Source organism: Selenihalanaerobacter shriftii, from assembly GCF_900167185.1.
GTDB classification, from domain to species: domain Bacteria; phylum Bacillota; class Halanaerobiia; order Halobacteroidales; family Acetohalobiaceae; genus Selenihalanaerobacter; species Selenihalanaerobacter shriftii.
Window position 1 is genome coordinate 173,262 of record NZ_FUWM01000006.1, and the last position, 14,228, is coordinate 187,489.

The 14,228-nt window shown below is 33.1% G+C and carries 15 protein-coding genes; all 15 read right to left on the bottom strand.

Going from position 1 to position 14,228, the window contains the following annotated elements:
* Positions 1-6: 6 nt before the first annotated feature.
* The 15 genes from B5D41_RS04215 to B5D41_RS04285 all read right to left on the bottom strand — a co-directional run bounded on the left by B5D41_RS04215 (position 7) and on the right by B5D41_RS04285 (position 14,127).
* Positions 7-348: a DUF192 domain-containing protein gene (locus B5D41_RS04215; protein ID WP_078809359.1), complete on the bottom strand. Its 342-nt coding sequence runs from the start codon at positions 346-348 to the stop codon at positions 7-9.
* Between the two features lie 12 nt (positions 349-360).
* A complete protein-coding gene (locus tag B5D41_RS04220) occupies positions 361-1,278 on the bottom strand; it encodes a type II secretion system F family protein (protein ID WP_078809360.1) in 918 nt (305 codons plus the stop codon).
* A 13-nt stretch (positions 1,279-1,291) separates the two neighbouring features.
* A complete protein-coding gene (locus B5D41_RS04225; protein WP_078809361.1) occupies positions 1,292-2,272 on the bottom strand; it encodes a type II secretion system F family protein in 981 nt (326 codons plus the stop codon).
* Between the two features lie 17 nt (positions 2,273-2,289).
* Positions 2,290-3,663, bottom strand: a complete 1,374-nt coding sequence (locus B5D41_RS04230) for a TadA family conjugal transfer-associated ATPase (RefSeq protein ID WP_078809362.1) — start codon at positions 3,661-3,663, stop codon at positions 2,290-2,292.
* A gap of 22 nt (positions 3,664-3,685) precedes the next feature.
* On the bottom strand, positions 3,686-4,900 hold the full coding sequence (locus B5D41_RS04235) for a CpaE/TadZ family protein (protein WP_078809363.1): 1,215 nt from the start codon (positions 4,898-4,900) through the stop codon (positions 3,686-3,688).
* A 14-nt stretch (positions 4,901-4,914) separates the two neighbouring features.
* A complete protein-coding gene (locus B5D41_RS04240; RefSeq protein WP_078809364.1) occupies positions 4,915-6,255 on the bottom strand; it encodes a type II and III secretion system protein family protein in 1,341 nt (446 codons plus the stop codon).
* Between the two features lie 14 nt (positions 6,256-6,269).
* Entirely contained in the window at positions 6,270-7,157 is an 888-nt protein-coding gene (gene cpaB, locus B5D41_RS04245; protein ID WP_078809365.1) for a Flp pilus assembly protein CpaB, read from the bottom strand.
* A 14-nt stretch (positions 7,158-7,171) separates the two neighbouring features.
* Positions 7,172-8,122, bottom strand: coding sequence for a pilus assembly protein TadG-related protein (locus B5D41_RS04250; protein WP_078809366.1), 951 nt, complete (start codon positions 8,120-8,122; stop codon positions 7,172-7,174).
* Positions 8,123-8,146: 24 nt separating this feature from the next.
* Positions 8,147-8,539 (bottom strand): TadE/TadG family type IV pilus assembly protein, encoded by a 393-nt coding sequence (locus B5D41_RS04255; RefSeq protein WP_143555657.1) that lies wholly within the window; start codon positions 8,537-8,539, stop codon positions 8,147-8,149.
* Between the two features lie 11 nt (positions 8,540-8,550).
* Positions 8,551-9,030: an A24 family peptidase gene (locus B5D41_RS04260; protein ID WP_078809368.1), complete on the bottom strand. Its 480-nt coding sequence runs from the start codon at positions 9,028-9,030 to the stop codon at positions 8,551-8,553.
* A 119-nt stretch (positions 9,031-9,149) separates the two neighbouring features.
* The gene (locus B5D41_RS04265) at positions 9,150-9,326 is read right to left on the bottom strand and encodes a Flp family type IVb pilin (RefSeq protein WP_078809369.1); all 177 of its coding nucleotides are present in this window, start codon (positions 9,324-9,326) and stop codon (positions 9,150-9,152) included.
* 117 nt (positions 9,327-9,443) lie between these two features.
* The gene (locus B5D41_RS04270; protein ID WP_078809370.1) at positions 9,444-10,580 is read right to left on the bottom strand and encodes a sensor histidine kinase; all 1,137 of its coding nucleotides are present in this window, start codon (positions 10,578-10,580) and stop codon (positions 9,444-9,446) included.
* A gap of 94 nt (positions 10,581-10,674) precedes the next feature.
* Positions 10,675-11,346: a Crp/Fnr family transcriptional regulator gene (locus B5D41_RS04275; RefSeq protein WP_078809371.1), complete on the bottom strand. Its 672-nt coding sequence runs from the start codon at positions 11,344-11,346 to the stop codon at positions 10,675-10,677.
* 22 nt (positions 11,347-11,368) lie between these two features.
* Positions 11,369-12,361: a FecR family protein gene (locus B5D41_RS04280; protein WP_078809372.1), complete on the bottom strand. Its 993-nt coding sequence runs from the start codon at positions 12,359-12,361 to the stop codon at positions 11,369-11,371.
* A gap of 5 nt (positions 12,362-12,366) precedes the next feature.
* Complete coding sequence (locus B5D41_RS04285; protein WP_159442881.1) at positions 12,367-14,127, bottom strand: CHASE2 domain-containing protein; 1,761 nt, start codon at positions 14,125-14,127, stop codon at positions 12,367-12,369.
* Positions 14,128-14,228 lie beyond the last annotated feature (101 nt).

Genomic DNA, 14,228 nt, shown 5'->3' on the forward strand with positions numbered 1-14,228 from the left:
GCAAGCTTAAATTATAATTATCTTATCCCCAACCTCTACTCTTTCATCTAAATTTTTGGTAAATTTGAATTCAATCACTTTATTAGCACTTGAAACAAAACTAGAAATTCGATTCGGCGGTAAGGAAGAAATTACTTTAACTACAATATTATCTTCATTCAGAAATATCACATCTATAGCAAACTTCATAAAGAACGTATGAATTATTTGACAAGGAGTAATTAATAAACCTTCATCAGCTTCAAGATTATCCTTACCTAATAAACCTATTAACCTTTGGGAGAAAGTATCTGCCTTTTGAATTCGACTCGCTATTACTATGCCCTTAGTTTCATTAATTAGAATCATTAGCCTGACTCCTTAATTTAATTTGGTAAATGAGTTTATTACTTTAATAGCTGCTGGCCCTAATAATATAACAAATAGAGTAGGAAAAATAAAGAAGACTAATGGTAATAACATTTTAATAGGTGCTTTCATAGCTTCAGCTTCAGCTCTTTGTTTTCTTTTAAGTCGGATTTGATTAGATTGAATTCTTAATACCTTACCGATACTAACTCCTAATTTATCTGCCTGGACTATGGCTGTAATAAAGTTAGAAAGATCTTCTACATTAGTCCTGTTACCTAAATCACGCATAGCATTTCTTCTTGGTTTTCCCATTCTGATTTCTTGTAAAAGTCTTTCAAACTCTTCGCTAATCGGACCAGAAATCTTATCAACTACTTTAACTAATGCTGAATCAAATCCCAATCCAGCCTCTACACTAACAGTTAAGAGATCTAAAACATCTGGCAATGTCTCTTGAATCTCTTGCTGCCTTTCAGTAATTTTTTTACTTAAAATAAATTGTGGAATTACAAAACCTGCAAAAGCAAAGACAAACGAGAATAAAGTAGCATTCTGCCAAGATAAATTAACTAATGATAAGAATATAATTACTGGCAAAATAATAATTAATATGCCTTGAATTGCTAAGAGTTCTTTAGCTTCTAAATCGAAAGGATGCCCTGCCAAAACTAATTTTCTTCGCAAACTGTCTTTAAATCCAATTGGAGTTAGTCTTACAAAAAAAGTAGCTATTTTCTGTAAAAATGGCCTAATAACTCGCTCGGCAAATGATTCTTCAAGCTCTAGCTCCCTAGGCAAAACCTCTTTTTTAAATTGAGCATACTTTTCTAATCTATCTTTAACTTTTTGCTCTCTATTGCTCAAAGAGTTAATTAACCAAAAGGTTAAACCTACTACTATAACAAAGATAAGCACCGGAAATAGCATCTAACCCGCTCCCTTATACTTTAATATTAATAATCTTTTTAATTAAAACTGCACCTAATAACTGAGAGATAACAGCCAATCCTAACATCATTTTGCCTAAAGGATGAGTAAAGAGAGGTAACATATACTCTGGATTAATTATAGAAAGTAAGATTCCCAAACCAATAGGTAAAGAAGAAACAATAATTCCTGAAATCCGACCTTGAGCAGTTAATGTATTAATCTCTCCTCTAATTCTAATTCGTTCTCGAATAGTATGTGAAATACTATCTAAAATCTCAGATAAATTACCTCCTACCTGTCGCTGAATTAAGACAGCTGTAACTACTAAGTCTAAATCTTCACTCTCTATTCTATCAGTTAATGCTTTTAGAGCATCCTCTGCCGGAGTTCCTAAGTTGACTTCCTTTAAAACTCTAGTAAACTCTTCAGAAATAGGAGGTGCCATCTCTTTAGCAACCATCTCTATAGCTTGAAAGAAACTATATCCAGCCTTTAATGAATTAGATATGATTGTTAAAGAATCTGCTATCTGATCATTGAATTTATCTAATCTTTTCTTCTGACTATATCTTAAATATAGATAAGGAATGATCAACCCTACACATATTAATAACAAAGTAATTATGTTATCTTTAATTATAAATATACCGATAATTCCTAATACGAATATGATTCCAAAACTAAAAATTATAAATTCTGAAGCTTTAATAGGTAGATTTGTCTTTCGTAATTCATCTTCTAATCTAGCAGTTAAAGAAAAAGAAGAAAAAAATTGATTAAGATTTTGTAATAACTTTGTAGATTTTCTTTCCTCCTCTGCATCCTCTTCCTTGGTATCTGTTATTTGCTCTTGGGCCAAGTACTCTTCAGTCTCTAAATATTTATTTAATCTATTATTTAATTTTTCTTGTTTAGCAGTTAGTAATCTATAAATCGCTATTGTAGCTGCAGTAACCGTTAAAAAGATCAAAATAGCGATTACTATCATCATCTTAACCCCCTCCTACTCTAATAGGCACTAAAGATATCCGCTGGCAAGTCTATTCCCTCTGCTTTAAAACGATCAACAAATTTTGGTCTAATACCAGTAGATTTTAGTTCACCAAGGATATTACCATCCTCATCTAGCCCTTTTTGTTCGAAGGTAAAGATATCCTGTAAGGTGATAATCTCTCCTTCCATCCCCTGTACTTCTGTTATTTTAACTATCTTCCGGCTCCCATCTCTCAATCGAGTCTGTTGTACAATTAGATCTACTGCTGATGCTATCTGACTTCGAATAGCTTTAACCGGCAGTTCCATTCCAGCCATCATTACCATAGTCTCTAATCTAGATAACATATCTCGGGGACTATTGGCGTGACCTGTAGTTAATGAACCATCATGTCCAGTATTCATAGCCTGTAACATATCTAAAGCCTCACCACCTCTTACCTCTCCAACTACAACTCGGTCTGGACGCATTCTTAGCGAGTTTTTAACTAAGTCTCGCATAGTAACTGCACCTTTACCTTCTACATTTGGTGGTCTAGTCTCTAAAGAGACTACATGATCCTGAACCAACTGTAACTCTGCTGCATCCTCAATAGTTACAATTCTTTCATCACTGGGAATAAAGGAAGAGAGTACATTTAATGTGGTTGTCTTTCCCGAACCTGTTCCTCCAGAAACAACTACATTTAGCCGTACCTCAACACAGGCGTCCAAAAAATCCCCCATCTCTTTAGTTAAAGTCCCAAAATTAATTAAGTCTCTAACTGTAAATGGATCCTCAGAAAATTTCCGAATAGTAATTGTAGGTCCATTCAACGCTAATGGAGGAATAATAGCATTTACCCGGGAACCATCAGGTAATCTGGCATCTACCATAGGACTACTTTCATCAATTCGCCTACCTAGAGGGGCTACTATCTTCTCAATGATATGGATAACATGATCATCATCACGAAATTTAACATCAGTTAAGACTAACTTCCCATCTTTTTCTACATAAATTTGATCAGGTCCATTAACCATTACTTCTGATACATCTGGATCATTTAAAACCCCATTAATCGGACCAAAACCAATTATCTCATCTATAATCTCTTTAACTACTCTTTGTTTATCTCCAGGAGAAATATGCATATCTTCTGCTTCAATTACTTCTGCAGCTGACTCTTTAATCTCTTCTCTTAATTGCTCATTAGCTTCTCCTTCGTCAGTATCAGACAAGATATCTAGATCTAATTCATTAATTAAATAATTGTGAATCTTAGTCTTCAATTCTCGGTAAGGGTCTTGGGGTAAAACAGAAGTCTTACTTTGAGAATTAAAATCTGATTCTGGCTTAGCTTCAGTCTGACGTTCCTTCTCTTTAGCTAGCCGCTCCCTTAAAGACATCTTCATCCCCTCCTTTTAACTCTTAATTGCTACTATTTAAAAAACTTGTAATCTTATTTAATAAACCTTCTTTCTCCTTAGATAATGCTTCCTCTTTATCAACTAATAGATCAGCTAATTTAGCAATATGTTTCGAAATTTTAGCTTTCGGTTTAGAGGTAACAAAAGGTACTCCTTGGTTAATAGCATCAACAGTAATCTCTCCATTACTAGGAATATGGATATCGACAGAATAATTAAGATTATCCTCTAAATCCTTAACTTTAATCCCCACATCCTTAGAAGAACGATTTAAGACTAACTTTATCTTCTCTTCTGGATAATTTAAGTTCTCCATTACCTCTAAACAGAGCCTAACATTCTTAATTGTCGGTAAATCTAGCATAGCAATCAATAAGATCAAATTTGAATTATCAAGAGCAGTTAAAGTCTGATCTGAAAAAGATTGAGCCGTATCAATAATTACATAATCGAATCTCTCTTTTAAAATATCAATTATTCTTTGAACTTGATTACCATTGATTACTTCAGCCTCCTCTGGCCGTAAAGGAGAGGCTAATACATGTAAACCATTCTCGTAATTGAGTAAATAATCATCAATATTATCAGGGCTTAAACTTTGAAGATCATTAACCACATCTGTAATAGTAATTCTAGGTGTTAGATCAAGCATGACTGCCACGTCACCAAACTGCAAATCTAAATCTACTAAAACCGTATCCAATCCTTGTGCTTGCTGTAGATGAACAGCTAAGTTAGTAGCTAAAAGCGTCTTGCCGACTCCACCTTTACTGCTAAATACAGAGACAACCTTCTTATGTTCAGCCTCTAGTTGAACTTCTTCAGTTGTTAGATAATCTTTTCTTTTAGACTCTAATTCATGAACTTGCTTGATAGTATTAATTAACTCATCATCTCCAAAAGGTTTAATCAAATACTCTCTAGCTCCTACCATCATAGCCTTACGTAAGTAATCTTGTTCTTCTTGCACTGACATCATAATTATTGAAGTCTCGGCTACTTCTCGGCTAATTACTTCTGTTGCTTCAATCCCATCTATATCCGGCATATTAATATCCATTAAGACAATATCTGGTTTGATATCTTTAGCCTTTTCAATTGCATCCTGACCATTAATAGCCTCGGCTATCACTTGTAAATCATCTTCTAATTCTATTAACCTTTTTATATTGGCTCGAGTCTCAGCAATGTCATCAGCCAATAAAATCTTAATCATCCTCTAATCACCCCTTATTCTCCTTCAGCCTTATCCTTTTCATCTCTATCTTCCTTAACCTTATCTTCTTTAACCGCTTGATTATCATCATTCTTTTTACTCTTTAACCTCTGCTCTATCTTCTTCTTTTCTTTAAGAATATTATTCTCATTCATCTCTTCTTGGCTTGCTGCAGCTGAATTTATTATCTTCGGAGTAACTAATATGATTAACTCTGATTCACCTTCTCTAAAAGCTTCACTTCTAAATAATCGTCCTAAAATAGGTAAATCCCCAAGTAACGGTAGTTTCTTAATATCCTTAGAACGAGAATGTTGAATTAAACCGCCTATAGCCAATGTAGATCCATCTGGAATTACTACCTCCGTAGCTACCTCACTACTTTTAATAGCTGGTAAACCTTCAACTGCATTAGCCCAATCTAAACGACTTACTTTAGGGTTTAAGTATGTATTCAACTTCCCGCTCTTAGTCACCGTAGGTTTAATCTTAAATTGAACTCCGTATTCTTTCCAAATTACAGTCTGCTCTCCAGAATCATTAGAAGTTACAATTGGAACCTCTCCACCAACAGCAAAGTTAGCTTCTTTACCGCTCTTAGTTACTAATTTTGGTTTAGCTAATAATGTTGCCTTTCCTTCTTGGATTAATGCTTCTAATCTAGCTCTCAATTCACTCAACCTTGCTGAATCTCCTAACCCAAATCTGGGACTAGGATCTCTTTTCACTGGATCCGCACTATCATCATATAAATCTTCCCCAAATAAAGCTGTGCCTGAACCTAGATCAACACCAGCACTATTAACACTATACCAGTCAAAGCCTAACTCTTCACTGTTCGTTTTATCAATTTCAAAAATATGAGCTTCTATTAAAACCTGTAAGGTTCTCTTTACTTTAAGTTGATCAATTACTTTTTTTCCAAAGACATCTGCTATTTTTTTAGCTTTACGAAGATCATTTTGATCCTTAACAGTTCCGGTTAAAATAATCGTCTCATCTATTTTAGCAACTTCAACAGTTTCAATATTAATTAATTCTTCAACTTGATTAATAATCGGTTCTTCATCTTGATCAACTTGAACTTTATATAACCGATTTCCCGCCTTAGTCCAAAGATGTAAGGTTGTCTTACCTGTTGACTTACCATTAATCAAGAGTTCTTCTTCAGAAATAGTTATTACATCAGCTACCTTTGGATTAGCAACTGCAACCCTCTTTAAACCTGGAATCTTTAATAACTTTGATTGTCCTACTGAAACATCTAATACTTTAGCTTTTCTAGCAGTTACACCATTTGTTAAAGCCAAACATAATAAAAGACTAACCAAGAGGATTATTCTTCTTTTTTTCATCTCAATCCCTCCCTCTACTGTGGTGGTACTATAACATGACTCTTTTCAGTACCACGAATTACTTCAACTTTTTCACCTTTAACTTCCTTATCTGAATTCTGCTTACTTGTTTTTTTAACTATTTTGGGCTCTACTGGTTTAGGTTCTTTAGCTTTAGATTCTCTATTAGTCACCTCTGATGTAGATTCATCACGACCTAATTTTTGTCCTAACATTTCATCCAATTCAACTCCACTACTTACTTCCCTACTTTGATTTTGAACTGAACGCAATGCTAATCTAATATCACCTTTAGCATCAGCTAAAATTAATTTTTCAGCATTATCTAAATCAACAGCTAAAGTTATACTTTTTGTCACTTTAGGCTTCTGATTCTCATCATTAACCATATCCTGAGCCACTGCTAAAACCTTAATATTCTGTAAAATCGTTTTGGATAAAGTTTGATCCCCAGAATTATTACTAAATACACCAACTATATCTACATAATCTCCTGGTGTTAAGAACCCTGCTACTCCAATAACTTCATTAATTGCTATGGTAACTGCCCGTTGATGATCATCTAAGTTAAATGCTAATTCAGAACTTAACTGCTTCTTATTTAATATTCTCGGCTTCAATACCTGCTCACCAGCAATAATCTTCTTTAATACCGGCTGACCTACTACTTCAGATATCTTTTTGAAGGCTTGCGGGTGCATCATCTCTTTAGGCACCTTTTTAATCTGAACCATACTCTCTTTAATAGTTTCTCTAGACTGAATATCCTGCTTTGCTATTACTACTGATATCTGAGGCTTCTTTACTGGCTTTTGCTGTGCATTATCCATCATAAAATAAACAGTCCCAGAAGTAATCAAGCCTAAAAGAATAGCTATAATTAAAATAACTTTTGGCTTCATCTTAATCTCCTTTCTCACTCTACCAGTTTAACTGTTCTTAATTTAAATTCTCCTCCCTCTGATCCCATTTCACCTGAACTAGCTAACCAACTAATAAATCTTCCTTCTACATAAGTAGTTTGACCTGGACTCTGATTATTCTCCTTATCCTTTTGACTAGTTGTCCCTTCTAAAAAGAAGGCAGCAAAACCTACAATAGTCGTTTCAGATCTACCACTACCTAATTCATCAATGACTGGGACAAATATTAAACGCGAACAATCCTTTTCTACTGAATCATAAGTGCAAGGGATCAGTTCTTGACAACTATCTATCCTATCTTCAATTGCTCTAGTAGTAGGGCCAGCCATATTACCTGGCTCTGTACTTACTTGTTGACCAATCTTTAATTCACTATCATAGCCATATCTTAAATTATCTTCGTAATTATTAGCACCATTACCTCCTAATGCCAATGCACCAAAATTACCATTTCTAGCACCTGTCTGCCCAGAAGTTCCAGGTCCATAGCGTAAATAATACTTTTCACCATAAGCAAAATTCTCTTTTAAGACTCCAAAAGGTACTACCCCACTCATGGCAGTTATCTTGCCAACTTTAGCTTTTGAAGAAGCTGTTATCTGCACTTGATCAATCCCAAATATAGAAGCAAAATTCATAACTACTTCTCTATTACCTTTCGCAGCAATCTGGTGATTATCATCTAGAATTTGAATGGTTATATTATCATTAGATAATTCATTCTTAGCTGCGTAGTTTAGGGCAACCTCTCTAGCCTCTTGAGGAGTTGAAGGTAATTTCTGTACTCCAGCTAAGGCTGTTGCATCCAAGGCATTTACCAATTTAACTCGAGCTAAATATAATGTTCCAATATCTACTACTAAGGCTAAGAAACCTAAAAATATAGTCATCATTAAAGCCACTAAAACTATGACTGTCCCTTCCTCAGACCGAAAGAATTTCATGTAAGTTCCCCCTTAATTTACTCTTCACTCAATTCTCATGACTACAGTATCACTAAGGGGAAAAGGATCTGGTAAAATTTGCGTAATTACTGGCGTAAATAAATCAACTTTGTAACTAACTTCTACTCTTAATGGATCTCCTCGACCCCTTTCAGCTTCACTAGGAGTAATATTAGTCTGTAGACCATCTAAATCTAGACTAGGATTAGCAGCCCTCTCTACAGCAGCTACAATATCAGAATCATTATTAGTAATGACTCCTTTTCTGGCTCCTTCTCTAGCAGCATTACTAATTACTAAATATGTATGAAAAATCCGACCAAACTCTACAATCCCAAATAGAATCAATAATAGTACTGGTAGGACTAAAGCCAATTCAACTAAAGCTTGTCCCTTTTGGTTTCGTGACAACTTCATTAACACTTCCCTCACCACCTTAACCATAAAGTAATCCAAGTCCCAACAGCGATAGCCACTCCATATGCAAATGAATCACTCTTGCTTTTTTGTGATAAATCTTTAAGAGGTAATCGATAAAGCAATTTATAAAAAAATTTACCTATCTTCTTATTCTTAAGTAGAATAAATAAAGAAATAATCCCTCCGACTATAGCAATTATTACAGAATCTATAAAAATAAATTTAGCCCCCTTTAGAGCACCAACAGCAGATACTAATTTAACATCGCCCGCTCCTAAGCCTCCTAGTGCAAAAGGTAATAAAAAAATAGCTAAACCTAATAAGAATCCTTTCATTCCAAATAATAATCCTGTCCAACCAGTTAAGTATAAATTAATTATGAGTCCAAATAAAATTAAAGAAAAATTCAACCAATTAGGAATAATTCCTTTCTTAATATCAATCCACATGGCAATAAATAATATAACTCCTAATATTATATCTAACATCCTCTAGCCTCTCTCCTTTAAATCTAATCCCTCTCTTTTAAATCGATAAATAGGCATAAAAACCCTACTTGATTAAACTCAAGCAGGGTTTTATATATTCCCTAATATGTAACTATAATTTAACTAGTAGTTCCACTTAACTTTGAACTAATTGTATCGAATATTCCCTTTAAGTTATCTCCCATAGTTGTTAAGATTCCAACAACTACAACTGCAATCAAAGCCAAAATCAAACCATACTCTACCATACCCTGTCCCTCTTCTTCTTTAAATAACCTAGTCAATAACCCTAGCATGATCTGTCACCCCCTTTATATAATTAATTTAAGAGAATTTGATGAATACAATTTTCTACATAGAAAGACAAATCCCTGTTTTCACATGTATTTATTTTAATTTCTTAAATTTTTAGTTTAAAGAGGTATTTTTAGGATAATCTTAGTACCTTTCCCAAGAGTTGAATGAAACTTAAGGTTCCCTCGTAATAGCTCCGCCCTCTCCTTCATACTAAGTAAACCAAATGAATCACTTTCTGTTGCATTCTCTAACGTTTGCTCTACATCAAAACCAGAACCATCATCATTAATAACTACATTAATTAACTTAGATTTTAATTCTAACTTTACATCGACTCTTTTCGCATTAGCATGTTTGTTAGCATTATTTAATGCTTCTTGAATTATCCTATAAACAGCTACTTCATATGAAGATTTTAATTTTGTGTTATTGGATATAACTTTTAGTTGAACATCTAGGCTTGTCTTATTTATAAAATCATTAATATATTTCTTAAGAGTTGGAATTAATCCTAAATCATCCAAAGTCATCGGTCTTAAATCAAAGATAATCTTTCTAACATCCTGTAAACTCTTCCTAACCAAATCTTTTAAATCATTTAATTCTGTTTTAGCTTTTTCTATATCCTTATCTAATAACTTTTCTGAATATTCTAAGCGAAAGACAACATTAGCCAAAGATTGTGCTGGACCATCATGAATCTCTCGGGCTACTCGTTTTCTTTCTTCTTCTTGGGCCTCAATAATCTTAATACCTAGTTGTTCTTTCTGTTTTAAATTTTCTATTTGCGAACTAAACTGTTGTAAGTCATTATTTAAAAATTCTTTAACAATTCCAATTTGAGAAACTAAATTTTCGGCTCTTTCCACTGTAGTCTTTAATTCCTTTATTCTTCTTTCTAGTTCATCTCTTCTTTTTCGTAGTCGCTTCTCTTTTTCTTGACAAAGAGATAATTCAACTTGAGTATCTTTAGCCTTTTCATAAGCATCTTTAATGGCACTTTCACTATAGTTATTTAAATCTTGACTTACTTTTACAAGTCTTTGCCTGGCCCGTTGATTAGTACTCACTAATTCATCAACTCGCTGAATGGTTTCTGATGTCTCATCTCTAATTTCCTGCAGTTTTTCTTTAGCTGCCTCATATTCTTTCCTAGCTACTTCAGCAATTTCAAAGACTTCATTTTGACTATTTTTAATCTCTGATAACATTTTATCAACAATTCCATCTAATGAAGTAATATCTAATTCCATTTTACCCTCAATCCACCTATATTATTGTGATGACCATCACATTAACTCTATTATGGTTTAATTATACCATAAAATATGTAATTTTTAAAATTTTTTACAAATTATTTATTGTCGCCTCAACTATAATTAAATCTTTATCTTTAATTTTAAGCCAACCTGCTTCCTGTAACTTATTTAACGTTCTAGTCATACTCTCCCGAGAAGTACCAGCTAAGTTGGCTAATTCATGATGAGTTAAGTATTGTTTAATTAAAACACCATCTTTCACTTTTTCTCCTTTCTCCTTAGCTAACTTGATTAAAAGCTCTTTAATTCTTTCTGTTACCGATTTAAAATGTGCATTTCCTAACTGACGATTAGTTTCCCTTAGCCTTCGACTCAATACTGCTATAACCTTACTTCCTATCTGAGGATAGCTATGTAACACTTGCAAAAAATCCTGACGATGAATCGATAATAGCTCAACATCTTCTAACACTTGAGCCGTTGCCGAGCGCAAGCCCCCGTCCAAAAGAGACATCTCGCCAAAGAAATCTCCTTTTTCTAAGATAGCCAAAGTCTTTTCCCGACCACTGGTTGATATTTTACTCACCTTTACCATACCATCTAAGATTAGATAAATTGCATCACCTGCATCATCTTCAAAGAATAGAATCCTATCTGCTTCTTCTTCCTTAAACATAGTTATCTTCTCTATCTCTTTTAATTCGCTATTAGATAAATCAGAAAAAAGTGGAATCTTTGATAAAAAATCCATTTTTACCATCTAAGTCACCTCCATTATCCTGCTACATTCTCCCACCGCCACTACTTCCTCTATCATGATCTCTATCTCTGTCATGATCTCTGTCTCTGTCATACTCTCTTTGCCTATCTTCATCACTTCCAAAGAATTTATCTTCCTTATCCTTATTTTTTATATTATCTTTCTCTTTATCTATTTTATCTTTATTATCTTTTGCATCTTTATCCCTCTTTATTTTATCAGTACTTTTTTTATTATTCTTATTTTTATTATTCTCTCTATCTTTTTTATTCTTATTAGTATCTTTTCTTTTATCTTTCTCCTGCTTTAACTCTTTTTTAATCTTTTTCTTCCTATTTTTAGCCCACTCTTTACTCTCTTTAACCCAATCTTTAACTTTCTGCCATTCCTTGTGATTATTCTTAACCTTCTTTACTTTCTTTAAATCACCTTGCCGATTAACATGCAGACGCTGATCTCTAAGAACCATCTTATTATCTTTCTTACTAGAAACTGCTACTTTTCCTTCTTGAACTGAAACATCTGTCTCTTTATTATCACTAACCTTGACACTAAAGAGTGTACCTCGTACGCCAGCTACTGCATTAGGAGTTCTAACTTTAAACCTAGTAACTTCAGATAATGAATCTATAGTCTTTATCCAAGCCTGACCTAACTTTAACTCTAAGGTCTGTTCCCTTAAATAAGGAGAATTCCCCTCACCTTCTTTACCGGCAATTATTTCTGCGTTACTCTTTTCCTCTACTAACACCCTAGTCCCATTTATAAACTCCAATTCTAATTGACTATCTTCTTTTGTTATAATAAAATCTCCAGCTTTTAACTTAGATCCTGATTCTAAACCCTTCCATAACCAAAATTTCCACCAATCCTTAGCTGGCCGATACTTAACTTCACCTTTAACCCCAATTACCTTTGCTTCAACATCTTTAACCACTCTATCTTCTTGAGCATATCCACCTAACTGCACACTTAATAAAACTAAAATTAAACAGCCTAATACTATTTTTTTCATTAACCTCAACCCCTCATTGATTTTAAATTATAAATTTCAAACTCTCCCTCTTTTCCTTTTAATTCAACTTTTCTTGAGCTTTCTGCTGTGAATTTAGATTCTAATAATTTATAATCTTTAGTAGTTATTAAAATTTCTTCCGACCTAGCTATTTCTTCTAATCTAGCTGCTAAATTAACAGCATCTCCAATAACAGTATAATCCATTCTCTCCTTTGAACCAATGTTGCCAGCTACTACTTCTCCTTGACTAATTCCAATTCCCACAGCTAAATCATCATCTATATTTTGAGTAATTTCTCTAATCTCTAATGCAGCTTCTATTGCTTTCTCTAAATGTTTTTCATCTGTTAAGGGAGCACCAAAAACAGCCATTATACCGTCACCAATATATTTATCTAACATACCATCATAAATAAGAATATTCCTTGTCATTACTGATAAGTACTGATTAACCTTATTAACTACCTCTTCTGGAGTGTGATCTTCAGTATATGCTGTAAAGCCTCTAATATCCGCAAATAAGATTGTAACCTGTTGTCTTTGACCACCTAATTTAATCTGTTCAGGATTCTTTAAAATTTCATTGACCAACTCTTCAGGTAAGTAGTGAGCAAAACTCTCTTTAAGTTGCATCTGTTTTTGATCAGCAAAAAAGTAATGATAACCTAGAGCAACTAAATAAATCATTACTATATTAAATAGGATCGGCATTACCTTTAACCATAAAGCATATTGAATAAATAAGTAAAGACTTAGTAATATGAAAAATATAAATTCAATCAATAAGATAATTACCCCTATCTTAGGTCTTCTATACACGAAGAAATAAGAATTTATAAGTCCAATTATCAAAACTATTAAAGATATTAACGTAAAATTTAATTTATTTATTGTATTTTTATCTAAAAGTGTCTGAATGATGTTAGCATGAATCTCTACACCATACATAGGTCCAAAGATGGAATAAGGAGTTAAGTACTTATCTCCTAAAGCCGGTGCCATAGCCCCTATCAAAATGATTTTATCTTCAACTAGTTCTTTAGAAAAATCATTATTTAACACTTCATAATAAGAAAGTTTCGGGAAACTCTGCGATGGTCCTACATAATTAATTAACCCTGTTTTGGTTAAATTATTATCTTCAATATCATCATACTCAGTAATAATTTGATAACTAAGTGGTAAATAATCTTTTTTCGACTTATTAACAGTAGGAAGTTTCCTAACTAATCCATCCCTATCAATGATTAAATTAATATATCCTAAATCAGTAGCTTCTCTTCCTAATTTTTTAAAGGGTAATTTAACTCCCTTAATTTCAATATTATCTTCTTTAAATCTAAGCCAACTTCGTTCAATCTCTAAATCCAAAACAGCAGGATAGATAATCTTCCTAGCTTCTTTTGTAGCTTGAATTAACTCTTTATCAGCTGAATTATTCTCCACATTTTCTTCATTAAAAATAAAATCAACACCGATAACCTTAGCTCCAGCATCTGTTAAATTTCTAATCACTTTAGCATGTAACTTTCTAGAAAAAGGCCAGTTCCCTAAATTAGATAATGACATCTGATCAACTGCAACTAATGTAATATCTGACTCTTGCTTTTCAAACTGTTCACTAAATAAATGTTTAGCTATAAATCTATAATCTAAAGTTATTAGTTCTAAATTAGAAAAAAAGCCTATATAAAAGAAGGTAATGATTAAGAAACTAACAGTAACTCCAACTTTAATCCATAATTTTCTTCCTTTTAACTGCATTATCATCTTATCTCCTTCTTATTTTTATTTAAACTTCTTCTCGGTTACTAGGTTCTATCTATATCCCTCCTTTTCCTTCCCAAACTTTAAAATAATTTTAT